The sequence below is a fragment of the Sulfitobacter sp. 1A13353 genome, from assembly GCF_043557255.1.
GTDB classification, from domain to species: Bacteria; Pseudomonadota; Alphaproteobacteria; order Rhodobacterales; family Rhodobacteraceae; genus Sulfitobacter; species Sulfitobacter faviae.
This window is the reverse complement of the sequence record NZ_JBIFFS010000001.1, coordinates 32,801-57,626: the sequence shown is the minus strand read 5'-3', so window position 1 is coordinate 57,626 and position 24,826 is coordinate 32,801. Positions and strand designations below refer to the sequence as shown.

21 protein-coding genes are annotated in these 24,826 nt (G+C 64.8%); 18 read left to right on the top strand and 3 right to left on the bottom strand.

Features of this window, described 5'->3' with window-relative positions; genetic code table 11:
* Complete coding sequence (locus tag ACGYLO_RS00250; RefSeq protein ID WP_271688866.1) at positions 1-750, bottom strand: phosphate/phosphite/phosphonate ABC transporter substrate-binding protein; 750 nt, start codon at positions 748-750, stop codon at positions 1-3.
* 164 nt (positions 751-914) lie between these two features.
* Between ACGYLO_RS00250 and ACGYLO_RS00245 the strand changes: the two genes are divergently transcribed.
* From ACGYLO_RS00245 to ACGYLO_RS00220, 6 genes are all read left to right on the top strand, one after another.
* Entirely contained in the window at positions 915-2,663 is a 1,749-nt protein-coding gene (locus ACGYLO_RS00245; protein ID WP_271688868.1) for a heparinase II/III family protein, read from the top strand.
* Between the two features lie 16 nt (positions 2,664-2,679).
* Positions 2,680-4,266: a bifunctional phosphoribosylaminoimidazolecarboxamide formyltransferase/IMP cyclohydrolase gene (gene purH / locus ACGYLO_RS00240; RefSeq protein WP_271688869.1), complete on the top strand. Its 1,587-nt coding sequence runs from the start codon at positions 2,680-2,682 to the stop codon at positions 4,264-4,266.
* A gap of 15 nt (positions 4,267-4,281) precedes the next feature.
* A complete protein-coding gene (lspA, locus tag ACGYLO_RS00235) occupies positions 4,282-4,770 on the top strand; it encodes a signal peptidase II (protein ID WP_271688870.1) in 489 nt (162 codons plus the stop codon).
* A 52-nt stretch (positions 4,771-4,822) separates the two neighbouring features.
* Positions 4,823-5,335: a DUF3035 domain-containing protein gene (locus tag ACGYLO_RS00230; protein WP_271688871.1), complete on the top strand. Its 513-nt coding sequence runs from the start codon at positions 4,823-4,825 to the stop codon at positions 5,333-5,335.
* 64 nt (positions 5,336-5,399) lie between these two features.
* Positions 5,400-6,746, top strand: a complete 1,347-nt coding sequence (locus ACGYLO_RS00225; protein ID WP_271688872.1) for a pitrilysin family protein — start codon at positions 5,400-5,402, stop codon at positions 6,744-6,746.
* Positions 6,743-8,065, top strand: coding sequence for a pitrilysin family protein (locus ACGYLO_RS00220; protein ID WP_271688873.1), 1,323 nt, complete (start codon positions 6,743-6,745; stop codon positions 8,063-8,065). The genes ACGYLO_RS00225 and ACGYLO_RS00220 overlap by 4 nt, the downstream gene beginning before the upstream one ends.
* Before the next feature lie 56 nt (positions 8,066-8,121).
* On the opposite strand, the gene ACGYLO_RS00215 is transcribed toward ACGYLO_RS00220, so the two are convergent.
* Together ACGYLO_RS00215 and deoC are read right to left on the bottom strand one after the other, a co-directional pair.
* Positions 8,122-10,467 (bottom strand): aldehyde dehydrogenase family protein, encoded by a 2,346-nt coding sequence (locus ACGYLO_RS00215; RefSeq protein ID WP_271688874.1) that lies wholly within the window; start codon positions 10,465-10,467, stop codon positions 8,122-8,124.
* 44 nt (positions 10,468-10,511) lie between these two features.
* Positions 10,512-11,525, bottom strand: coding sequence for a deoxyribose-phosphate aldolase (gene deoC / locus ACGYLO_RS00210; protein WP_271688875.1), 1,014 nt, complete (start codon positions 11,523-11,525; stop codon positions 10,512-10,514).
* 177 nt (positions 11,526-11,702) lie between these two features.
* Between deoC and ACGYLO_RS00205 the strand changes: the two genes are divergently transcribed.
* From ACGYLO_RS00205 to ACGYLO_RS00150, 12 genes are all read left to right on the top strand, one after another.
* Positions 11,703-12,692, top strand: a complete 990-nt coding sequence (locus ACGYLO_RS00205; protein WP_271688876.1) for a metal ABC transporter solute-binding protein, Zn/Mn family — start codon at positions 11,703-11,705, stop codon at positions 12,690-12,692.
* Between the two features lie 3 nt (positions 12,693-12,695).
* Entirely contained in the window at positions 12,696-13,490 is a 795-nt protein-coding gene (locus tag ACGYLO_RS00200) for a metal ABC transporter ATP-binding protein (protein WP_271688877.1), read from the top strand.
* Positions 13,487-14,692, top strand: a complete 1,206-nt coding sequence (locus ACGYLO_RS00195; RefSeq protein WP_067266713.1) for a metal ABC transporter permease — start codon at positions 13,487-13,489, stop codon at positions 14,690-14,692. Before ACGYLO_RS00200 ends, ACGYLO_RS00195 begins: the two co-directional genes overlap by 4 nt.
* Entirely contained in the window at positions 14,689-15,618 is a 930-nt protein-coding gene (locus tag ACGYLO_RS00190) for a metal ABC transporter permease (protein WP_271688878.1), read from the top strand. The genes ACGYLO_RS00195 and ACGYLO_RS00190 overlap by 4 nt, the downstream gene beginning before the upstream one ends.
* 296 nt (positions 15,619-15,914) lie before the next feature.
* Entirely contained in the window at positions 15,915-17,804 is a 1,890-nt protein-coding gene (gene mutL / locus ACGYLO_RS00185; protein WP_271688879.1) for a DNA mismatch repair endonuclease MutL, read from the top strand.
* Positions 17,801-19,045: a DNA recombination protein RmuC gene (locus ACGYLO_RS00180; protein WP_271688880.1), complete on the top strand. Its 1,245-nt coding sequence runs from the start codon at positions 17,801-17,803 to the stop codon at positions 19,043-19,045. The genes mutL and ACGYLO_RS00180 overlap by 4 nt, the downstream gene beginning before the upstream one ends.
* Entirely contained in the window at positions 19,046-20,059 is a 1,014-nt protein-coding gene (locus ACGYLO_RS00175; protein ID WP_271688881.1) for a pyridoxal-phosphate dependent enzyme, read from the top strand. It begins immediately after the preceding gene.
* A gap of 136 nt (positions 20,060-20,195) precedes the next feature.
* Positions 20,196-21,515, top strand: a complete 1,320-nt coding sequence (locus tag ACGYLO_RS00170; protein WP_271688882.1) for an NAD(P)/FAD-dependent oxidoreductase — start codon at positions 20,196-20,198, stop codon at positions 21,513-21,515.
* On the top strand, positions 21,512-22,300 hold the full coding sequence (locus tag ACGYLO_RS00165) for a DUF1365 domain-containing protein (protein WP_271688883.1): 789 nt from the start codon (positions 21,512-21,514) through the stop codon (positions 22,298-22,300). The genes ACGYLO_RS00170 and ACGYLO_RS00165 overlap by 4 nt, the downstream gene beginning before the upstream one ends.
* Entirely contained in the window at positions 22,297-23,532 is a 1,236-nt protein-coding gene (locus ACGYLO_RS00160) for an MFS transporter (protein WP_271688884.1), read from the top strand. Before ACGYLO_RS00165 ends, ACGYLO_RS00160 begins: the two co-directional genes overlap by 4 nt.
* The gene (locus tag ACGYLO_RS00155) at positions 23,529-24,095 is read left to right on the top strand and encodes a DUF3833 family protein (RefSeq protein WP_067267771.1); all 567 of its coding nucleotides are present in this window, start codon (positions 23,529-23,531) and stop codon (positions 24,093-24,095) included. Before ACGYLO_RS00160 ends, ACGYLO_RS00155 begins: the two co-directional genes overlap by 4 nt.
* On the top strand, positions 24,092-24,823 hold the full coding sequence (locus ACGYLO_RS00150; protein WP_271688885.1) for an SDR family oxidoreductase: 732 nt from the start codon (positions 24,092-24,094) through the stop codon (positions 24,821-24,823). Before ACGYLO_RS00155 ends, ACGYLO_RS00150 begins: the two co-directional genes overlap by 4 nt.
* The last annotated feature ends 3 nt before the right edge of the window (positions 24,824-24,826 follow it).

Genomic DNA, 24,826 nt, shown 5'->3' with positions numbered 1-24,826 from the left:
TCACGCCCCGTCGGGTGGGGAGGGGACGGCGAGATAGGCCGCTTTCGGGATGTCTATGAGGCCGCGGAGCCCTAGCGTGGCGGCATCTGCTGCCGTGAGTCCGCCAATGGCCGCGCGCACCGCCGCGGCTGTTGCCACCGCATCGGCACCCGCTGCCGCAATATAGGGCAGGCCGGGGGTGGGGGCCGTGCGTTCTAGCACCCGCAGGTCGCCCGCGAAAGCGTCATGGCTTTCGATCAGCCGCCAAGAGACTGCATCCAGCGCCGCGATCTCCGCGCGCGCCTCGGCCACGGCCTTGGCCGAGGCGCGGTGACTGTGGCTTTGGCTACGCTCTGCAAACCAAAAGCCCCGCGCCCGGCAATGCGCGTAGGGGGCGGCATAGCCTGATTGCGAGAACGTCTGGTTGTAGGTGAAGCGCGCCGCGTGGAAATCGGAAATTGTTTCACGGGGATCATTGGCGCGAACCACGAAAACGCTGTTGTAATACCCCGGCGGGCAGCCTTCGACGCCAAAGTCCGGCGTGCCGATCAGCGTGACACGGTCGTGCAGCCACAGGCGGTAAGGCATCCCGCAGGTCTGGGAAAGGGTGAGGTCCAGCGCGGTCCAGACGGCGAATTCCTCGGCATCATCGCTCAGCCTTTCCGGGGCCGGGATGCCCTGTGCGCGCAGCGCGTCACGGATTAACGCCCAGTAGCGCCCTGTCGCCTCGGCTGTCTCGGGGCGCAGGTACATCATCAGGCTGGCGATCATCGGCGGCTCCGCTTGGGGTGTTCCTGTTTAGGCCGCGCCGCCGCGCGGTGGCAAGCGTCGGTTCCCCGCCGATCCTCCGCCGCGCGGGGAAAATCCGGTGACTCATTGTGGGGCCGCGGTTATGCTGCCGCCAAACGCCAGCAGAGCGTCAGGGGCAGCTTGATATGATTAATCTTTCCAGCGTCATGGCCCGCAGGGCGCGGTTTCTGAACCGCTGGCACGCTTGGCGTGCGACCCGAGGCCGGGGGCGGGTCGTCGCGTTCACCTCCTCGCCCGAGCCGCGCACCATCGGCTCTTTCGCGCGGGGGCGGCAGTTGATGGCGGGCAATTACCTCTTTGCCGGCAGCCTGCTGACCGCGCCGCAAGCCGCCATGTGGGACCTTAGCCCGCCTGACCCCGCCTTTGCCGCGGAACTGCACGGTTTTGCGTGGCTCGATGACCTCGCTGCGGTGGGCGATGCGCGGGCGCGGGGGGCGGCGCAGGCGTGGCTTTGGGGCTGGATCGACCGTTTCGGGCGCGGGCAGGGGCCGGGCTGGACCCCGGCGCTGACGGGGCGGCGGCTGATCCGGTGGATCAATCACGCGCTTTTTATGCTGCGGGGGACGGAGACCGAGCAGAGCGATGCCTTCTACCGATCCCTCGAACGGCAGACCCGGTTCCTGTCGAAACGCTGGCGCGGGGCGGCCCCCGGCCTGCCGCGTTTTGAGGCGCTGGCCGGGCTGATCTATGCCAGCCTGTCGCTTGAGGGGCTGGCCGAACTGGCCGATCCGGCGGTCAAGGCCCTCGCCCGGGAATGCGCCAGCCAGATCGATGCCGAGGGGGGGCTGCCCACGCGCAACCCCGAGGAACTGCTGGCCGTCTTCACCCTGCTGACATGGGCCGCCGCCGCGCTGAGCGATGCGGGCCGCAGCACGCCCAGGGAGCATCTGACCGCGATCGAGCGCATCGCGCCGACCCTGCGCAGCCTACGCCATGCGGATGGGGCGTTGGCGCGGTTTCACGGCGGCGGGCGCGGCATGGAGGGCTGGCTGGACCACGCGCTGGCGGCGGCAAAGGTCAGGACGCGGCAGCCCGATGGGCTGGCCATGGGCTTTGCAAGACTGTCCGCAGGCCGCACCAGCGTGATCGTCGATGCGGCAGCCCCGCCAAGCGGTGCGGCCTCGACCAATGCCCATGCCTCCACATTGGCATTCGAGCTCACCTCGGGGCGGCGGCCCTTGGTGGTGAACTGCGGCTCCGGCGCGTCCTTCGGGCTGGAGTGGCGGCGGGCGGGGCGCGCCACGCCGTCGCATTCGGCCCTGTCGCTCGTCGGCCATTCCAGCGCGCGACTGGCGGAGCCTGATCCGCATAGCGGGGCGGAGGCGTTGATCGCGGGCCCGCGCCACGTGCCCGTCGAGATCGGAGAGGCGGCGGATGGGCTGCGTTTCGAAGGCGCGCATGACGCCTATCTGCGCAGCCACGGTCTGACCCATGCGCGGCGGCTGGAGTTGACCGCAGACGGGCGCGGCCTCTCGGGGGAGGATATGTTGCTGGCGATCGAGGGGGCGGAGAAGCGGCGCTTTGACAAGGTGCTGAACGCTGCCCAGTCAAAGGGGGTCGCCTTCGACATCCGGTTTCACCTGCACCCGGATGTGGATGCCACGCTGGACCTTGGCGGGGCTGCAATATCCATGGCGCTGAAAAGCGGGGAGATTTGGGTGTTTCGCCATGATGGCACCCATAATCTGTCTTTGGAACCGGGGGTTTACCTTGAGACGACCCGCTTAAAACCGCGCGCCGCGCAGCAGATCGTGCTCTCGGGCTATGCCATGAACTATGCCACGCGGGTGCGCTGGTCGTTGTCAAAAGCGCAGGAAACTGCGATTGGCGTGCGAGATTTGTCGATCGACGATCCCTATGCTGATGAAGACTGACCAAGGAACCAGCCCCATGCCCGACCTCTATCCCATCAAACGCGCCCTGCTTTCCGTATCCGACAAGACCGGTCTTTTGGACCTTGGCAAGGCTTTGGCGGCGCGGGGCGTCGAATTGCTCAGCACCGGCGGCACCGCGAAAGCGCTGCGCGACGCGGGGCTTGAGGTTCTGGATGTGGCCGATGTGACCGGCTTTCCCGAGATGATGGACGGGCGCGTGAAAACGCTGCACCCGGTCGTGCATGGCGGTCTGCTGGCCCTGCGCGACAATGACGAACACGTCGGCGCGATGAACGAACACAACATCGGCGCGATCGATCTGGTGGTGGTGAACCTTTACCCGTTTGAGGAAACCGTCGCCAAGGGCGCGGAATACGCCGAGGTGATCGAGAACATCGACATTGGCGGCCCGGCGATGATCCGCTCGGCGGCGAAGAACCACGGTTTCGTCAATGTGGTGGTGGATGTCGAGGACTACGCCGAGGTGATTGCCGAGATGGAGGCCAACGACGGTCAGACCACCTACGCTCTGCGCCAGCGTCTGGCCCAGACCGCCTATGCCCGCACCGCGGCCTATGACACCGCCGTCAGCACATGGATGGCCGCGCAGGTCGAGGCCACGCCGCGCCGCCGCACCTTCGGCGGCACGCTGGCCCAGACCCTGCGCTATGGCGAGAACCCGCATCAGCAGGCGGCCTTCTACACCGATGGCTCCAATGCCCCCGGTCTGGCCAACGCCGTGCAGCACCAAGGCAAGGAACTGTCCTACAACAACATCAACGACACCGACGCGGCCTTTGCGCTGGTTAGCGAGTTCGACCCCAAGGACGGCCCCGCCTGCGCGATCATCAAACACGCCAACCCCTGTGGCGTGGCGCGCGGGGAGACCCTGCTCGAGGCCTATAAACGGGCCTTCGACTGTGACCGCACCTCGGCCTTCGGCGGCATCATCGCGTTGAACCAGCCGCTGGACGGGCCAACGGCAGAGGCCATCGCCGCGATCTTTACCGAAGTCGTCATCGCGCCGGGTGCGGACGAGGATGCCAAACGCATCTTCGCCGCCAAGAAGAACCTGCGTCTGCTGACTACCGAAGGTCTGGCCGACCCGACTGCCGCTGCGCTCGCCGTGCGGCAGGTCTCGGGCGGGTTCCTCGTGCAGGACAAAGACGTGGGCCGTATCACCCGCGATGACCTGAAAGTGGTGACCAAGCGCAAGCCATCGGATCAAGAACTCGATGACATGCTCTTTGCCTGGACCGTGGCGAAACACGTCAAATCCAATGCCATCATCTATGTCAAAGACGGTGCCACCGTAGGCGTGGGCGCAGGCCAGATGAGCCGGGTGGACAGCACGCGCATCGCCGCGCGCAAGGCGCAGGACATGGCCGAGGTGATGGATATCGCGGCACCCCTGACCCAAGGGTCGGTCGTGGCCTCCGATGCCTTCTTCCCCTTCGCCGACGGTCTGATCACCGCGGCAGAGGCCGGTGCCACGGCGCTGATCCAGCCCGGCGGCTCCATGCGCGATGACGAGGTGATCGCGGCAGCCGATGAGGCGGGGCTTGCCATGGTCTTCACCGGCATGCGCCACTTCCGGCACTAGGCAAAGGGGAGCCCCATGCGGACATTCGGCATCGCGGCCTTCGTGGCCTTTCTGATCGACCAGATCAGCAAATATGTGGTCATTCACATGATGGAACTGGCGCGTGTCCGCTCCATCGACGTGCTGCCGCCGGTGCTGAATTTCCGCTATGGGGAAAACCGGGGCATCAACTTTGGCCTTGGCGGCGACATGAGCCAATGGGTGCTGATCGTGGTGGCGCTGGTGATCTGCGCGGGCGTCACCCTATGGCTCTGGCGCAGCCCGCATGGGCGTTGGGCGCAGCTCAGCGGTGGCCTGCTGGTCGGCGGGGCGCTAGCGAATGTGGCAGACCGGCTGATCTATGGCTATGTGCTGGACTTCCTGAACAACTCCTGCTGCGGCATCAACAACCCCTTCGTCTACAACTTGGCGGACGTCTTTATCTTTGTCGGCGCCCTTGGCCTGATCCTCTTTACCGGAGAGCCGAAAAGCGCGCCCAAACGCCGGGGCAAAAAAGGTCAGTGACATTGCCCGCTTGCCTGCGATATTGAACAAGCAGACCCCGAAAGGAGACACCATGCGCCGCATTGCCCTCATCAGCTTGATCCCGCTGGCCCTCGCCGCCTGCAGCAATCAGGGCCTTCGCGATTTGCAGCCGACTTCTGAAGGGCCTGATGAGTTCCTGATCCAACCGGTTAAGCCGCTGGAGCGTCCCGACAACCTGAACACCCTGCCCACGCCGGCGCCGGGGCAGGCGAACCTGACCGACCGCTCGGCGGTGGCCGAAGGGGTGGCGGCATTCGGCGGGCGTTTGGATACCTCTGCTGGCATCCCGGCGGGAGATGCGGCGCTGGTCCAACATGCGGGCCGGATGGGCGTGCAGCCCGGCATCCGTGAGAGCTTGGCCGAGGCCGACGCGAAATTCCGCAAGCGCAAGGGCCGCTTTACCCAATTCCGCATTGTCCCGGTTGATCGCTACGGCCAAGCCTACAAGCGCATGATCCTCGACGCCCATAGCGAGGCGGAGCGCTGGCGCAGGGCAGGCGGGCGGACGCCGTCCTACCCGCCGCAGGACACACGTTTTCGCTAGGCTTCTTGAAAGTAGCGCCAGACCGCGTAGGTAATGCGAGAGGCGATATATTTCGAGGTAAGCAATGATCCGACTGCCGATGATGGCGGCCCTGGTGGCAACGCTTTTCACAGCCCCCGCCGCGCAGGCGGGGCAGACCGAGAACGAAGCGGTCACCCATTTCACCCTTGATAACGGCATGGAGGTCGTGGTCGTCGAAGACCACCGCGCCCCGGTCGTGCAGCAGATGGTCTGGTACCGCGCAGGATCGGCGGATGAACCCAAAGGGTCATCCGGCGTGGCGCATTTCCTTGAACACCTGCTGTTCAAAGCCACCGACAAGCTGGAAGCGGGCGAATTTTCCGCCACGGTGGCGGCCAACGGCGGGCGCGACAACGCTTTCACCAGCTACGATTACACCGCCTATTACCAGCGCGTCGCGGCAGACCGCCTTGGCCTGATGATGGAGATGGAGGCCGACCGGATGAAGAACATCCGTTTGACCCCCGAAAACATCGAAACCGAACGCGATGTGATCCTCGAAGAACGCAACCAGCGGACCGAGAACAACCCCGCCGCGCTGTTCAGCGAACAACTCAACGCCGCGCAATATCTCAACCACCGCTACGGCGTGCCGATCATCGGCTGGAAACATGAGATGGAGGAGTTGGACCTCGAAGATGCGCTGTCGTTCTATGAACTCTACTACTCGCCCAATAACGCCATCCTCGTGGTCTCCGGCGATGTGACGCCGGAAGAAGTGCGCGAACTGGCCGAGGCCACCTATGGCCAAATCCCCGCCAACCCCGCCTTGCCGGAGCGTCTGCGCACCGAAGAGCCGCCCCAGATCGCCGAGCGCCGGTTGATCTACAAAGACGCCCGCGTGGCCCAGCCCTATGTCCGCCGCTCCTACCTTGCGCAGGAACGCGACAGCGGCGAACAGGAGGAAGCGGCGGCGCTCTTGCTGCTTAGCGAATTGCTGGGCGGCGGCACCACGTCCTACCTTGCCGAGAAACTGCAATTCGACGCGCAGATCGCCAATTACACCGGCGCCTTCTACAAGGCCGACACGCTGGACGACACGACCTTTGACCTTGTCGTGCTGCCCGTGCCCGGCGTCAGCCTGCAACAGGCCGAAGAGGCGCTGGACGAGGCGCTCGCGCAGTTTATGGAGGCCGGTGTCGACCCGGAACACCTCGAACGTCTCAAGGCGCAGTTGCGTGCCGATCAGATCTACGCCCGCGACGACGCGGACCGCGTAGCGCACCGCTATGGTTCGGCCCTCGCCATCGGGCTTACGGTCGAGGACGTGCAGGCATGGCCCGATGTGCTTCAGGCCGTCACCGCCGAGGACATCATGCAGGCCGCCCGCGACCTGTTCGACAAACGCGCATCGGTCACCGGTTGGCTGATGAAGGAGGACGCGCAATGAGACTGATCTACGCCCTGATCCTGACGGTAATTGCCGCACTCCCCGCCCGCGCCGAGGTCGATATTCAGGAGGTGACCAGCCCCGGCGGCATCACCGCTTGGCTGGTCGAGGAGCCTTCGATCCCCTTCGTGGCGTTGGAAATCCGTTTCCGTGGCGGCGCGTCTCTCGATGCCCCCGGCAAACGCGGTGCGATCAACCTGATGACCGGCCTCTTGGAAGAAGGGGCGGGCGAGATGGACGCCCGCGCCTTCAGCCGCGCGACCGAAGCGCTGGCCACGAACCTCAGCTTTGATGTCTCTGACGATGCGCTTTCCGTCTCCGCACGTTTCCTGACCGAGAACCTCGCGCCCTCAATCGACCTTCTGCGCGCGGCCCTTCAGGAGCCGCGTTTCGACGAAGACGCCATTGAGCGGGTGCGCGGCCAAGTGATTTCGAACATCCAGTCGAACCAGAAAGACCCCAACAAAATCGCCCAACAGACCTTTGACCGGATCGCCTTTGGGGATCACCCCTATGGCAGTTCGCTCAATGGCACATTGGAAAGCGTCGCTGGCCTGACCCGTGACGATCTGCTCGCCGCGCATCGCGCGGTGCTGGCGCGGGACCGCATCATCGTCGGCGCGGTGGGCGACATCACACCCGAGGAGTTGGGCCAGATGCTCGACAAACTGTTGGGGGGGCTGCCCGCCGAGGGTGCGCCGATGCCGCCCCGGGCCGAGGTCGATATCCCCAGTGGCACCACCGTGGTCGATTTCGCCACCCCGCAGTCCGTCGCGCTTTTTGGTCAGCCCGGCCTCGCGCAGGACGATCCCGATTGGTTCACCGCGACGGTGCTGAACCACGTCCTCGGTGGCGGCGGTTTCGAATCCCGGCTGATGACCGAGGTGCGCGAGAAACGTGGCCTGACCTACGGCGTCTATTCCTACCTCGCCCCGCGTGATCTGGCCGAGACCTACCTCGGCTCTGTCAGCTCGTCCAATGACCGCATCGCCGACGCGATCGAGGTGATCCGCGCCGAATGGGCCAAGGCCGCCGCCGAAGGCATCACGCAAGAGGAACTGGACGCCGCCAAAACCTATATCACCGGCGCCTATCCGCTGCGCTTCGATGGGAATACGCCCATTGCCAATATCCTCGTCGGCATGCAGATGCTGGGCCTGCCAACCGACTATATCGCCACCCGCAACGACAGGGTCGAGGCGGTCACGCTCGAAGACGTCAAACGCGTCGCTGCCGAGCTGTTGGAGCCTGAAAACCTGCATTTCGTTGTTGTCGGCCAGCCCGAAGGGCTAGAGGCCGCAGACACAGCGCAGGAATGAAAAAAGCGCCGCTCCCGAAAGGGGGCGGCGCTTCTGCTTAGGCCGGGCGGTGGGCGTTATTCGCCGTAGGGCACCCAGATATTCTTGACCTCGGTCGCGGCCTGCAGGAAGTCGCGCCCCGCGCCCTCGGCCCCGAACCAATCCCGCGCCATGCCATGGTTGACCCAGCTGCGTTTGATGTTGCTCGCGGCCCCTTTCTCGACAATGCCGGAAAGCGCCGCGGCGCCGAAGGACCAGACCGCATCCACATCCATATGACGCGCCATCGCCTCGGCCAGATCCGCCTGCGGGCCGGTCAGGATATTCACCACGCCCGCGGGCATGTCCGATGTCTCAAGCACCTGAACGAAGTCCGTCGCCGCCAGCGGGAAGGGTTCGGAGGCCGAAAGGATCACACGGTTGCCCATGGCGATGGCGGGCGCCATGCAAGAGATCAGCCCCAGCAAAGGCGCCTCGGCAGGACAAAGCGCGCCGATCACACCCACGGGTTCCTTCATCGCCAGCGCCACGCCGCGGATCGGCACCCCATGCACCTGCCCGTCGTATTTGTCGGCCCAAGCGGCATAGGTGAACAGCCGGTCGATGGCCGCATCGACCTCCTTGCGGCCCGTCTTCGTGCCCTGCATCGCATCCAGACGTGCTGCGAATTCATCCCCGCGCGCCGAAAGGTTCTCGGCAATGTAGTACAGAATCTGCGCCCGCAGATGGCCGGTGGTTTTCGACCAGCCCTTCGCCGCATGTGCCGCCTCGACCGCATTGCGCAGGTCCTTGCGGTTGGCGAGGCTCACATGCCCCAAAAGCCCGCCGGACTTGCCCCAGACCGGCGCGGAATAGCCGCCATCGGGCCGCGCCTGTTTGCCACCGATATAAAGCTTCGCGGTGCGGTCGATCCCCTCCTCCGGCGCGCCCTCACCTGAGAAAGCTTCGATCTCTTTCAAGGGCTTCGCGGAGGTCTTCGGCTTGGTATAGCCCGCCAGACCTTCCCAACCACCCTCGCGGCCAAAGCCGCTTTCACGCTTGCCGCCGAACCCGGCTGCGGCATCCATCATATTGGTGCCATTGACCCAAACGATCCCGGTCTCCAACTTCGGCGCGATGTCGAGGGCAAGGTTCACATTCTCGGTCCAGACCGTCGCCGCCAGACCGTAGCGCGTGTTATTGGCCAGCTGCACCGCCTCGCCGGGCGTGCGGAAGGTGGTGGAGACCAGCACAGGCCCAAAAATCTCTTCCTGCATCAGCCGATCCGCCGGGTTCAGCCCGGTAATCAGGGTGGGCGGATAGAAACAGCCATTCTCAGGCATCGCCCCCGGTGCCACGAAACGCTCACCGGCGGTATTGGCCTCGACCATCTCGTTCACGCGCTTGTATTGCACCGGGTCGACCAGCGCGCCCACGTCGATGCTTTTGTCCAAGGGATCGCCGACGCGCAGCTTCTCCATCCGCGCGCGCAGCTTGGCATAGAACCGATCCGCCACCGGCTCATGCACCAGCAGGCGCGAGCCGGCACAGCAGACCTGCCCCTGATTGAACCAGATCGCATCGACCAGCCCTTCGACGGCGCTATCCAGATCGGCATCGTCGAAAACGATGTAAGGTGATTTTCCGCCCAACTCCAAGGTCAGCGCCTTGCCGGACCCCGCCGTCGCCTCGCGAATGCGGCGGCCAACGGCGGTGGAGCCGGTAAAGGCGATCTTGTCGATATCCTGATGGCCGACGATCATCTCGCCCACGGTGCCATCGCCCGTCACGATATTGACCACACCCTTGGGCAGCCCCGCTTGACGGCAGATATCGGCAAACAAGAGCGCGGTCAGCGAGGTGTATTCCGCAGGTTTCAACACCACGGTATTACCCATCGCCAGTGCGGGCGCGATCTTCCACGCCAGCATCAGCAGGGGGAAGTTCCAGGGGATGATCTGCCCGCAAACCCCAAGCGCCTGCGCATCGGGCAGTTCGCTCTCCATCAACTGCGCCATGCCCGCGTGATAATAGAAATGCCGCTGCGCCAAGGGCACGTCAATATCGCGCGCCTCACGAATGGGCTTGCCGTTGTCCAAGACCTCCAAAACTGCAAACAACCGCGCGTGTTTCTGCAACAGCCGCGCTAGCGCATAGATATGCCGCGCCCGGCCATGGCCGCCCAGCTTCTCCCACTTGGGCTGCGCCTTGCGCGCCGCCTTCACGGCGGCGTCAATATCGCCCTGCGACGCCTGCGTTAGACTGGCCAAGACCTCACCCGTCGCCGGGTTCGTGCTGTCAAACCCCGCCCCCGGCGCAGTGAAGGCGCCATCGATGAAATGGCCAAACCGCCCGCCCTGATCGACGATCCACGCCAGCGCATCTGCCGCCGATTCCGGGGCTGGCCCGTATTCCATGCTTTCGAATATGTCGGACACGCTCATGCCTTCATCCTTTTCCAAATACCTTCCCGCAGCCAGCAACGGGCTCAGGAGGTCGCGTGGCGGTAAGCCGCCGAATAATTGCCGGTCACATGATGCTCCAACTGCCGCTCGATATCGCCCAAGAGCGAGGACGCCCCAAAGCGGAACAGGTCAGGCTGCAACCAACGGTCGCCCAGCTCTTCCTTCATCAGCGCCAGATAGGTGATCGCATCCTTGGCCTTCGAGATGCCGCCCGCGGGCTTGTAGCCCACGCGCACGCCGGTGCGCGCGTAATACTCGCGGATCGCGCGGATCATGACGAGGCTCACGGGCAGGGTGGCGTTAACACTTTCCTTGCCGGTCGAGGTCTTGATGAAATCGGCCCCGGCCATCATGCAAACCAGCGACGCCCGCGCCACATTGCGCAGCGATCCCAATTCGCCGGTGGCGAGGATCGCCTTTACATGGGCCTCGCCGCAGGCCTCGCGGAAGGCGCGCATTTCATCGTAAAGCGCCTGCCAGTCGCCCGAGAGCACATGACGGCGCGAGATCACGATGTCGATCTCACTCGCCCCGGCCTCAACACTCATCTCGATCTCGCGAATGCGCAGTTCCAAGGGCGACAGCCCTGCCGGGAACCCGGTTGAGACGGCGGCGATGGGGATGTTCGTCCCCTCCAGCGCGCGCCGCGCGGCGGGGATCATCTCGTGATAGACGCAGACCGCGCCGGTGGTGATCGGCGCCATGCCAAGCGCGTCGAGCAGATCGGGCGCAATCGGTTGCCGCGCCTTGGCGCAAAGCCGTTCGACCCGGCGTGCGGTGTCGTCGCCCGAAAGGGTCGTCAGGTCGATACAGGTCACCGCGCGCAGCAGCCACGCAGCTTGGTGGTCCTTTTTCAGCGAACGGCGGGCGGGCAGGGCGGCGGCGCGGCGTTCGATCGCCGAGGTATTCGCCTGCACCGAGCGCAGCCAATCCATATCAAGCGGCATCGGTTCGACGCGGGGTTCGGTGACCTGGGGCAGATGGCCCGGCGCGTCGGTCTCTGTCTCACGGTGCTGCGGGGTCGTCTGGGTGGCCATCGGGGTCTCTCCGGTTTGGTCAGGCGCGCAAAATGGCATGGGGCAGGGGCCAAAGCAAGCGACGCTAACCCCGCGTCACCGGTCGAATGCCTGAAAAACAGGCGAAATGTGGAAATTGTTAATGAGAACCATTCTCAACTGTTGACTTAATTGAGAATCGTTCTCATTAATACCTCCATGACACATGCATCTGATCTGTTTCGCCCGTCCCGCCGCACCGCTTTAATCGGCGGCTTGAGCGCATTTGCCCTGCTCGGGGCCGCGCCCGCTGCCTTTGCCGCGCCAAAGCTCAACGTCGTTGCGACCACCGGCATGATCGCTGACGCCGCCCGGCGGATCGGTGGCGATCTGGTGGAGGTCCGCTCGCTCATGGGGTCGGGCGTCGATCCGCACAGCTACCGCCAGACACGCAGCGACATCGTGGCGCTGACCCGGGCCGATCTGGTGCTCTGGCACGGCCTTTACCTTGAGGCGCAGATGGAGCGGTTCTTTGAAGATCTGGGCCGCAAACGCGCCGTGATCGCCGTGGCCGATGCGCTGCCCAAGGATGGTTTGCTCAGCCACCCGGATTACGAGGGCCGCTATGACCCGCATGTCTGGATGGACCCCAACACATGGATCGCCGTGGTGAATGAGGTGACCCGCGCGCTGAGCGAAGCACATCCGGCGGGGGTCGAGACCTTTGCCGCGAATGCCAAGACCTACCGCGCGGAACTGGACCAACTCGCAGCCTATGCCGCCGAGACCGTGGCGCAGGTGCCCGAAGGCCAGCGTGTCTTGGTCACGGCGCATGACGCTTTCAGCTACTTCGGGCGCGCCTTTGGGTTCGAGGTGATCGGCATTCAAGGCATCTCGACCAACAGCGAGGCGGGGCTCAATCGCATCTCTTCGCTCGTCGATGAGCTTGTCGAACGCGAGATCGGCGCGGTTTTCGTCGAAACCTCGGTGTCCGACCGTAACATGCGCGCACTGGTCGAGGGGGCTGCGGCGCGCGGTCATAAGGTCGTGATCGGCGGGTCGCTCTATAGTGACGCCATGGGGGAACCGGGCAGCTATGAGGGCACTTATATCGGTATGATCGATCACAACGTCACCACCATCGCCCGCGCGCTCGGCGCGCCGGTGAATGCGGGCGGGATGACCGGCAAGCTGGCACAGGGAAGCTGATCCATGACACTCGAACTCGCCCGTACGCGTGAGACCGCGCCGACCGCCCGCGCCGACAGCCCGCTCGCCCTGCGTGGGATGACCGTTTCCTACGGGCAGAAGCCTGCGGTCTTTTCGGTGGATATGACCGTCGAGCCGGGCAAGATGACGGCGATCATCGGGCCGAACGGGGCGGGGAAATCGACGCTGCTCAAGGCCGCTTTGGGCATCCTTACCCCGCTGGCGGGCACCGCCACCGTCTATGGCAAGCCGGTGGCCGAGCAGCGCCACCGCATCGCCTATGTGCCGCAGCGCGCGAGTGTGGATTGGGATTTCCCAACCCGCGTGATCGACGTGGTGCTGATGGGGCTTTACCCGCAACTGGGCCTTTTGGGCCGCATCCGCCCCGTGCACCGCGCCCGCGCCGCCGATTGTTTGGCCCGCGTCGGGATGGAGGATTTCGCCACCCGCCAGATCGGCCAACTCTCGGGCGGCCAGCAGCAGCGGGTGTTCCTTGCGCGGGCCTTGGCGCAGGATGCGGATCTCTACCTGCTCGACGAACCCTTTGCCGGGGTCGATGCGGCGACGGAAAAGGCGATCATCGCTGTGCTGAAATCCCTCCGGGATGCGGGCAAGACGGTCGTCGCCGTGCACCATGATCTGTCCACGGTGCCTGAGTATTTCGACAATGTCTTCCTGATCAACACCCACCGCGTGGCCGAGGGCAGCGTCGCGGAGGTTTTCAAGTCCAACCACCTGCAAGACGCCTATGGCGGGCGTTTGGCGGGCGCGCAGATGGATGCTTTGCAGTTGTCATGATCTGGGACGCGCTGACACTGCAACTGGGCTATAACGCCACGCTGGTGACGCTGGGGGCCACGCTTTTGGGCATGGCGGCAGGCGTCGGCGGCACCTTCTTGTTTCTGCGCAAACGGGCGTTGGTGAGCGATGCAATTTCGCATGCGACACTGCCCGGCGTGGCGCTGGCCTTCATGGTGATGGTCGCTTTGGGCGGCGATGGGCGCAACCTGATCGGCCTGCTGCTGGGGGCTGCGCTGTCGGCAGGGGTGGGGCTGCTCTTGGTCTCATGGCTCAGCAACCGCACGCGACTGGCCGAAGATGCGGCGATCGGGTCGGTCCTGTCGGTTTTCTTTGGCCTTGGCATCGTGCTGCTCACAGTGATCCAGACCATGAGCGCGGGGCGTCAGGCGGGGCTGGAGGATTTCCTTTTGGGCTCTACCGCCGGGATGCTGCGCAGCGATGCGCTGATCATCGCCGTGGCGGCGGCGCTGACGCTGGCGCTGGTGCTGCTCTTGCGCCGCCCGCTGACGCTGGCCTCCTTCGATCCTGAATATGGCACCGCCATCGGGCAGAACGTGCCGCGCACGGATCTGGCGATGATGGGGCTGGTGCTGGCCGTGACGGTGGTCGGGCTCAAGATCGTGGGGCTGATCCTGATCGTGGCGCTGCTGATCATCCCGCCCGTCACCGCGCGTTTCTGGAGCGAGCGAACCGACCATGTGGTGCTGATCTCGGGCGCGCTCGGCGGCATTGCGGCCTATATCGGCGCGGCGCTGTCAGCGGCCCAGCCGAACCTGCCAACGGGGCCGATCATCGTTCTGGTGGGCTTCGCGCTCTTTGCGCTGTCGCTGCTGCTGGCACCGGGGCGCGGGGCGCTGTCGGCGCTACTGCGGCACCGGCGCTATCAGCGTCGGGTCCATCTGCGGCAGGGGCTCTTGGCCTTGGCCCATGGGCAGCCGATCTACGAACAACTTACCCTCCGCCTGCTGCGGGCCGAGGGCTACGCCCTGCCCGATGGGGTCGCCACCAAGGCGGGCCGGGGCCGCGCGGCCAAGGCGCTGCGCGATGAAACCCGCTGGCAACTGATCCGCCGCGATCCAGCTTACGAGGCGGCGGCCCAGCAATATGACGGTCTGACCCCCATCGAGACGGTGCTGACCGCCGACCAAATCCGCGAAATCGACAGCCGCATCGACATGCGCGGCGGGGTGATGGCATGAACGGTTCCGAATTCGTCCCCCTGTCTTTGGTGCCGATGCTGACGGGCATCTTCGTGGCGGTGGCCTGCGCCTTGCCGGGGAACTTCCTTGTCCTGCGCCGCCAAGCGTTGATCGGCGATGCGATCAGCCATGTGGTGCTGCCGGGGATCGTGGTGGCGTTCCTGCTGACCGGTGTGGTCAGCACTTGGCCGATGCTGCTGGGCGCGGCGGGCGCGGCGCTGGTCGCCGTGCTGGCCATCGAAGGCGTGCGCCGTTTGGGCAAGATCGAATCCGGCGCGGCCATGGGCGTGGTCTTTACCGCGATGTTCGCGGGCGGCGTGCTGCTGCTGGAACAATCCGACACCAGCAATGTGCATCTCGACGTGGAACATGCGCTTTATGGCAACCTCGAAAGCCTGATCTGGCTGGATGCGACCGGCTGGGGGGCGCTGCTCGACCCCGAGGCGCTGGCGACCATCCCGGTGGAGCTGCCGCGCATGGCGATCACGTTTCTTTTCGTTGCGCTTTTCACGGCGGTGTTCTGGCGTCCGCTCAAGATCAGCACATTCGACGAAGGCTTTGCCCGCACCATCGGGATGAAGACCGGCCCTTTGGGCCTTGGGCTGGTGATCGTCGCCGCCATTGCCGCCGTGGCCGCCTTTGACGCGGTGGGCAGCATCATCGTGATCGCCATGTTCATCTGCCCGCCCGCTGCGGCGCGGATGATGACCAACCGGCTGGAGCATCAGATTGCATGGTCGGTGGGTTTTGCCACGGTGGCCGCGATTTTGGGCTATGTCTTGGCAGGTTACGGGCCGCTGTGGATTGGGCTGCGGGATTCGGTCTCGGCGGCGGGGATGATCGCGACTGTCTCAGGGCTGATCCTTGGCGCCGCGGCAGTGATGGGGCCGCATCGGCATAGAGGCGCCGCCGCGCCCACTGCTTAACCGAATCGCAACGATTCGTTTTATCGGCGACTGATTCGCTTTTGCTTTGACCTGTGATTCGTCCTGCGTCTATACAGGTGACAAGCTCCGCCGGAGACGACTTGTACCCGGGTCGCCCGCCGCTCTGATAAGACCGGAATAACAAAAGCACCAGTGCGCCGAGTAGCCGACCCAGCAGCGGATCGCCCCACCTTTGGCGGCGGTCCGCTGACTTTGCCCAGAACCTCTGATACCCGGCTCTCATAGACGCATTCACATCTGGCAGAATCAAAAGCCGCCATGCTAGGTCTTGCGGTATGCCCAGCCCGACCCCCAATATAAGCGAAGTTCGCCCCGTCATCCGTCAGTTGGACGATTCCGCGATCAACCGCATCGCCGCGGGCGAGGTGGTCGAACGGCCCGCCTCGGCGGTCAAGGAATTGGTCGAGAACGCCATCGACGCGGGCGCGCGGCGCATCACCGTGGAATATGCCGATGGCGGCAAGACGATGATCCGTGTCACGGACGACGGCTGCGGCATCGCGCCCGAAGATTTGCCGCTGGCCCTGTCGCGTCATGCGACCTCCAAAATCGACGGTTCCGACCTGCTGGATATCCACACCTTCGGCTTCCGCGGCGAGGCGTTGCCCTCGCTCGGCGCTGTCGGGCGGCTCACGATTACCAGCCGCGCGGCCGGGTTCGACGGGGCCGAGATCACCGTCGACGGGGGCCGCATGGGCGAGGTGCGCCCGGCGGCGTTGAACGGGGGCACTATCGTCACCCTGCGCGATCTGTTCTTCGCCACGCCTGCGCGGCTCAAGTTTCTGCGCACCGACCGGGCCGAGGCGCAGGCGATCGGCGATGTCATCAAACGGCTGGCCATGGCCGAGCCTTTCGTGCGTTTCGTGCTGCGCGATGTCTCAGGTGACGGTAAGGGCCGCGATGTGTTCCGCGCCGAGGCCGAGCAGGGCGATCTCTTCGATGCGCTGCATGGCCGACTGGCGCAGGTGCTGGGGCGCGAGTTTGCCGAGAATGCCCTGCCCATCGACGCCATGCGCGAGGGGTTGCATTTGACCGGTTTCGCTGCTCTGCCGACCTACTCGCGCGGCTCTGCCGTGGCACAATATCTCTTCGTGAATGGCCGCCCGGTGCGGGACAAACTGCTGACCGGAGCTTTGCGCGGGGCCTATTTCGATTTCCTGAGCCGGGACCGTCACCCGGCGGCGGCGCTATTTGTGGAATGCCCGCCGACGCTCGTCGATGTGAACGTGCATCCCGCGAAATCCGAAGTGCGCTTTCGCGATCCGGGGCTGGCGCGGGGGCTGATCGTCTCGGCCCTGCGCCACGCGCTGGCTGAAGCGGGACACCGCGCTTCGACCACCGTGGCGCAGGCGACCCTGGGCGCGATGCAGCCTGAGCCGCAGGGCGCGCGGGTCTATCAGATGGACCGCGCGGGCATGGACCGCCCCAGCCCCGCCGCACGGGAGGCCGCCTATCAGACGCAGGCCCCCGGCTTTGCCGAGACCGCAGGCGTTTGGGGCCGGGTGGAGGGCACGCCGCTGCCCGAGACCCCCGCGCCGAGCCATGCCGCCGCCCCCGAAGCGGAAGAGGCCGCGCCCACCCCCGATTACCCGCTTGGCACCGCGCGGGGGCAGGTGCACGAAAATTACATCATCGCCCAGACCGCCAATGGCATGGTCATCGTCGATCAGCATGCGGCGCATGAGCGGCTGGTCTATGAAAAACTCAAGCGGCAGATGAACGAGAACGGCGTCGCGGCCCAAGCGCTGCTGATCCCCGAGATCGTCGAACTGTCCGCCAATGACTGCGCGCGCCTGCTGGAACTGGCGGAGGAACTGGCGAAACTTGGCCTTGGCATCGAAGCCTTCGGCGGCAGCGCCATCGCTGTGCGCGAGACGCCTGCGATCCTCGGCACCGTGAACGCCCGTGCGCTGATCCTCGACGTGCTCGATGAGTTGGCTGAGGGCGAGAGCAGCAACATCGTTCAGGCCAAGATCGAAGCGATCCTAAGCCGGGTGGCTTGTCATGGCTCGATCCGCTCGGGCCGCTGGATGCGCGCCGAAGAGATGAACGCGCTCTTGCGCGAGATGGAGGCGACGCCGCATTCGGGCCAGTGCAACCACGGGCGGCCCACCTATGTTGAACTCAAACTCGCCGATATTGAACGGCTCTTCGGGCGCACTTGATGGAGCTTGGCGGCACGACCCTGACCCTCTCCAACCCTGTAACGCTCTTGGCCCTTGCGGGCGCGGGGCTGCTGTTGCTCATCGTCATCCTGCTGATCATGGCGGTCCGCGCCGCGGGCCGTTCGGCCCGTGTGGCCGCCCCCTTGGCGCAGCAGATGCGCGTGCTTGGCGGCCATGTGCAGCAATTGGGGCAAGGGCAGGAGCAGCTGCGCGGCGGGTTGCAAATGGTCTCGGACACGCAAAGCAACACCCAAGCGCAGATGATGCAGACGATGGAAGCGCGGCTGGCCTATGTGCAGCAGCAGATGCAGGACCGGCTGGCCGACAACGCTGCCCGCTCGGCGCGCTCGCTCGCCGAGATGCAGCAGCGCATGACCGAGACGCTGCACGGCTCGTCCAAACGCACCACCTCCAGTCTTGCGCAGTTGCAGGAGCGTCTGGCCTCGATCGACAAGGCGCAGGATAATATCACCAAACTGTCGGGCGACGTGCTGTCGCTCCAAGACATCCTCAGCAACAAGCAAACGCGCGGATCCTTCGGTGAAATCCAGTTGCAGGATATCGTGTCGAAAGCCCTGCCAAGCGACAGCTATTCGCTGCAAGCCACGCTCAGCAACGGCAAGCGGCCCGATTGCCTGATCCATCTGCCCAACCCGCCCGGGCCGATCGTGATCGACAGTAAATTCCCGTTGGAAGCCTATGAGGCCCTGCGCCGCGCCAAGACCGAAGCCGAGACCCGCGCCGCCGCCCAACAGATGAAGACCGCCGTGCGGGTGCACCTCAATGCCATCGCCGACAAATACATTCTGGAGGGGGAGACGGCGGAAGGCGCCTTGATGTTCCTGCCCTCCGAGGCGGTCTATGCCGAGTTGCACGCGAATTTTTCCGAACTCGTGCGCGAAGGCTTTGAGAAACGCGTCTGGATCGTCAGCCCGACCACCTGCATGGCCACGCTCAACACCATGCGCGCGATCCTGAAGGACGCGCGGATGCGCGAACAGGCAGGCGCGATCCGCAAAGAGTTGGGCAATCTGAACAAGGATGTAGAACGTCTGGCGACCCGGGTGGGCAACCTCGACCGGCATTTCACCCAAGCGCGGCGGGACGTGGAAGAGATCAAAGTCAGCAGCGAAAAAGCCGCCAAACGCGCGGGGCGCTTGCATAATTTCGACTTCGAAGAACTGGCAGAAGCCAAAACCGAGGCTATTGTTCCCCTAAGGACACCCGAAGGGAACGGCTGAATGAACGACGTGGACATTACCGGGATGACGCTGGAGGCGATGCAGACGCGGGCCGCCGCGTTGCGGGGCGATATCGTGCAAACACCGGTGGTGACGCTCTCCTCTCCCATGGTCGACGAGGTGCTGGGCGGCGCGCGGGTCGCGCTCAAACTGGAGTGTTTCCAGCATACCGGCACCTTCAAGGCCCGCGGCGCGCTGTCGGTGGCGCGACAGCTTGACGATGACACCCGCGGGCGCGGGATCACCGCGGCCAGCGCGGGCAACCACGCCATTGCCGCAGGCTGGGCCGCGGCCAAGCTTGCCATCAGCGCCAAGGTGGTGATGCAGGACAATGCCAACCCCTTTCGCGTCGCCCTCGCCCGTGCCACCGGGGCCGAGGTCATCCTGAAACCCGCCGGGCAAGAGACCTTTGCCGAGGCCGAGCGGTTGGTGCGCGAAGAGGGGCGGTTCTTTATCCATCCTTTCGAGGGGCTGCACACCTCGCTCGGCACCGCCGGGGTGGGGCTGGAACTGATGGCGCAGGTGGCGGATTTGGACGCGGTCGTCGTCTCGGTCGGCGGTGGCGGGCTGATCAGCGGTGTCGCCGCCGCGGTCAAGGCGATCAACCCCGCTTGTCGGGTCTATGGCGTGGAGCCCGAGGGCGCCGACAGCATGTCGCAAAGCCTCGCCTCCGGCGCGCCGGTGACGATCCCTCAGGTCAACACAATCGCCGACAGCCTTGCCCCGCCGATGGCGCTGCCTTTCGGCCATGCGCTTTGCGCGGTCTATGTCGATGACGTGGTGACGGTCAGCGACGATGCGATCTGCGCCGGGATGGTGGTGTTGCAACAGGCGGCAAAACTGGCGGTGGAACCTGCCGCCGGGGCCGCGATGGCGGGCGCGTTCGGCCCCCTGCGTGGTCAATTGGCTGGGCGGCGCGTCGGCGTGATCGTCTGCGGGGCCAATATCGACACCGACAGCTATTTGGGCCAGCTCAGCCGCGGGCAAGCGGCGCTCGACAGCCTGCTGTCCTAGTGCCCTCCAAGGGCTTTGCACGCGGTCGCGGTGCTGCGTGCATTCTTCCAAGAAAATCTATCGGGCGCTGCAACTTTAACTCCCCTTTACCCGTGGGTGCCCCATATCCAAAGTTCCGGACCAAAGCAGGACGCCTATGCCTTTCGAAGCTCTGAACGACAGTACCCTCCCTCCACAGCCGCTTGGGCGGCGTGTCGCCGTGATTGGCGGCGGGATTTCCGGCATGGGGGCGGCGCATATGCTGGCACCTGCGGACCGCGTCACCCTCTATGAGGCGGGGGCCAAGATCGGCGGCCATGCGCGGACGGTGATCGCGGGCAAGAATGGCGATCAGCCGGTCGATACCGGTTTCATCGTGTTCAACTATGCCAACTACCCGCATCTTGCGGCGCTGTTTGCGGAATTGGACGTGCCGGTCGTACCCTCGAACATGAGCTTCGGCGCGTCGATTGATGGCGGGCGGCTGGAATATGCGCTGACCAATTTCAACGCGGTCTTCGCCCAGAAACGCAATATGTTCAGCCCGCCTTTCCTGCGGATGCTGCGGGACATTCTGCATTTCAACAAGAACGCGCTGGCGGTGTCGCGCGACCCGTCGATGACCATCGCAGAGTTTCTCGACCAGCTGGGCACCGGGCCATATTTCCGCGACTTCTACCTGTCGCCCCTGTCGGGTGCGATCTGGTCCACCCCGACGGAAAAGATCATGGATTTCCCCGCCCATGCCATGGTCAATTTCTTCGAAAACCACGCGCTGCTGAATTATTCCGGCCAGCACCAGTGGTACACGGTCAAAGGCGGCTCGCGCCAATATGTCGACCGGTTGGAGAGTGCGCTGCGCACCAAAGGTGTCGACCTGCGCACCGACAGCCCTGTGCAGGCGGTGCGCCGCACGGCGCAGGGGGCCGAGGTCCGCGCCTATGGCGGGGAGTGGGAGACTTTCGACGAGGTGATCTTTGCCACCCATTCCGACGACACGCTGTCGATGTTGTCCGACCCGACCGAGGCCGAGCAGCGCGCCCTCGGCGCCATCCGCTACCAGCCCAATGACATCGTGCTGCATGCCGATGCCAGCATCATGCCCAAGCGGCGCTCCACTTGGGCATCGTGGGTTTATACCGAGGATCGTGAGCAGAAGTCCGACCGGATCGACCTGACCTATTGGATGAACTCGCTGCAACCGATCCCGCAGGACGATCCGCATTTTGTCACGCTCAACACCAAACGCACCATCCGCGAAGAGCTGATCTATGACCAAGTGACCCTGCGCCATCCGGTCTATGACCTTGCCGCCTTAGCCGCGCAGGACGAGGTACGCGCCTTCAACGGCAGCCATAACACATGGTTCTGCGGTGCATGGTTGCGCAATGGCTTTCACGAAGACGGGCTGGCCAGCGCGGTGGATGTGGTCGAACGGATGCAGGCCGCGCGGGCGGCGCCCTTGGCGGCGGAGTGACGGCTCAGGTCGATCATATCCGCGGCCAGACCTTCCATGGCCGCAAGGGCGCGGTCGAGAACCGTTTCCGCTATTCGGTCGACTATGTGATCTGCGACGCCGAGACCGGGGCGTTAAGGACGCCCACGCTTTTCGCCCGCAATGGTGCGAATGTGACCAGCCTGCACGACAGCGACCACGGCGGCGCGCCGGGGCAGGGGCGCGGCGCCCCTTGGGTGCGCGAGGTTTTGGCGGCGCATGACATCACCGGGGTCGCGCGGATCGAACTTCTGGCGCAGCCGCGGATGCTGGGCCATGTCTTCAACCCGGTCAGCTTTTGGCTCTGCCGTCGGGCCGATGATGCGCTGATTGCCGTGATTGCCGAGGTCACGAATACCTATGGCGACCGGCATTCCTATCTCTGCCATCACCCCGACCTGCGCCCCATCGCGCCTGAGGATCGCTTGCGGGCTGCAAAGCTCATGCATGTCTCGCCCTTTCAGGACATCTCGGGCGGCTATGTCTTTCGCTTTGACATCAGTGCTGAGCGGATCGGCATCTGGATCGATTTCTCGGATGGGGAGAACGGGTTGATCGCCACCTTGACCGGGCCGCGTGCGCCGCTGACCAATGGCCGTATCCTATGGTCGCTGCTGCGCCGCCCCTTTGGGGCGCGGCGGGTGCTGGCGCTGATCCATTGGCAGGCGCTGAAGCTCTGGCTCAAGGGGGCGGGGTTCCGCAACCGCCCCGAGGCACCGCAGGTCGAGGTTTCCCGCGATGCGGCCCATGGCGCGGGCGGGCGATGAGGGCGCGCGCGGCCCGGCTGCCCGCCTATGCGCTTTTCGCCGCATTGCTCGCCGCGGCGGGGCTGCCAATCTACATTCACGCGCCGAAGTTCTATGTCGATGAATACGGGGTTTCGCTGACGGCGCTTGGCTCTGTGCTTTTTGGATTGCGGCTGTTGGACGTGGTGCAAGACCCCGCGCTTGGATGGCTGGCCCAAGCGCTGCGCCACAAACGCGGGCTGGCGGTGACGGTGGCGGGGGCGGTGATGGCGCTGGCGATGCTGGGGCTTTTCGCGGTGCCCGCGCCAATGGCGCCCGTGCTGTGGTTCGCCCTGATGCTGACGCTGGTCTTCTCGGCCTTCAGCTTTCTGACCATCTGTTTCTATGCCCAAGGGGTGGCCAAGGCCGACAGCCTGCCGGGGGCCGGACATCTGACCCTCGCCCGCTGGCGCGAGACCGGGGCGCTTTTGGGCGTCTGTCTCGCCTCTGTCGCGCCCCTGCTGCTGGGCTTGGCGCTGGACCGGCCTTTTGCCGGTTTCGCGATCGGGTTCGCGGTTCTAGCGCTCTGGGCCGTGGTCGCGATGCGCAGGGAGTGGCGGGCGACAGGGTTGCCGGGGGCGAGCGGTTTCGGCATCGTCTTGCGCGACGGGCAGGCGCGGCGGCTGTTGCTGATCGCTCTGGTCAATGCCGCCCCGGTGGCCGTGACCTCGACCCTGTTTCTCTTTTACGTCGAACTGGCGCTTGAGGCACCGGGATGGGAGGGGCCGCTCTTGCTGCTGTTTTTCATCGCAGCGGCGGCGGCAGCTCCGCTTTGGGGGATGCTGGCCGAACGCCACGGCCCGCGCCGGGTACTTTTGGCGGCGATGGCCTTGGGCATCGCCGCTTTCGGCGGGGCGCTGTTTCTGGGTCCGGGGGATGTGGTGCTGTTCGCCTTGGTCTGTCTGGCTTCCGGCGCGGTCTTGGGGGCCGACCTCACCCTACTGCCTGCCATGTTCGCCAACCGCATGGCGCAGATCTCTCCCTCGGCGGCCGAAGGCTTTGGCCTTTGGTCTTTCGTGTCCAAACTGACCTTGGCTTTCGCGGCGGCGGCCCTACTTCCCGCCCTAGAAGGCGCAGGGTTGCAGACCGCGACGGGAACCAGTTCCGACACATCCATCTCCCTGTTGATCTGGTTCTATGCCGGTGTACCTTGCGCCCTGAAATTGCTGGCGATCGCTCTTCTCGCCGGTGCAAAAGACGTGGAGACATCGTGACAGAGCCGCTGATCTTTATCGCTGTCGGGCTGGGCCTTGGTCTATTGCTCACCTTCCTGCGCCGCCGGTTGGGGGAGTTTCACGGGCAATCGCCCAGCGACTATGTGGATTCCTTCCCCGTCTTCGACCTGCGTTTGCATCTGCGCGATGAGATGATCTGCGAGGGCGTGATTTTCGGCCCCCTTGGCCGGGTCACCAGCAGCTTCACGGCCAAGTTCGACGTGTCTTGGGAGGGCGATGTCGCCACAGTTGCCGAGAGTTTTCGCTATAACGATGGTTCGCGTCAGCAGCGCGAATGGACCGTGACACTGGGCGAGAATGGACGTTTCACCAGCACTGCGCCGGATGTGATCGGGGTGGGGCAGGGCGTTCAGGCTGGTCCGACATTGCAGTTGCGCTATCGTATCCAACTGCCCGAGGAACTGGGCAGCCATGTGCTGAAAACCGTCGATTGGATGTATCTCACCCCCGATGGCACCATCGTCAATCGCAGCCAGTTTCGGAAGTTCGGGATCAAAGTAGCAGAATTGGTCGCCACCCTGCGACCGACGGAGGAAAGATGAAAGACTGGCAAGGCAAGACCTATTGGCTGGTGGGCGCGAGCGACGGGCTTGGCGCAGCACTGGCGCATCAGCTGAGCCGCACCGGGGCCGAGGTGATCCTCTCGGCCCGGTCCGAAGACAAGCTGACCGAACTCGCGCAGGCGCTGCCGGGGCGGGCACGGGTGCGGGTCATGGATGTGACCGATGACGAAGACGTCGCACAGGCGGCCAAGGATGTGGGGCCGATCGACGGGCTGGTCTATCTGGCGGGGGCCTATTGGCCCTTTGGCGCGCGGGATTGGGACGCGAAACATGGGGTGACCATGGCCGACGTGAACTTCACCGGCTTGATGCGCGTCTTGGGGCAGGTGGTGCCGCAGATGGTCGCCCGCGATCACGGGCATATCGTCATCACCTCCAGCCTGACCGCCTATCGCGGGCTGCCCGGCTCCATCGGCTATACGGCCTCCAAGGCGGCGACGCTGTCGCTGGCGGAATGCATGCATGCCGATCTGCGCAAGACGGGCGTGCAGGTGCAGGCGATCAACCCGGGCTTTATCAAGACCCAGTTGACCGACAAGAACGATTTCAAAATGCCCTTTTTGATGGAGCCCGATGACGCCGCGCGGCGCGTCTTCGAGCATATGAACAGCGACAGTTTTAAACTGGATTTCCCTTACGGCTTCTCACTGCTGTTCCGTTTGGGGCGCTTCCTGCCGGATTGGCTGTATTACCGGTTCTTTTCCTGAAGG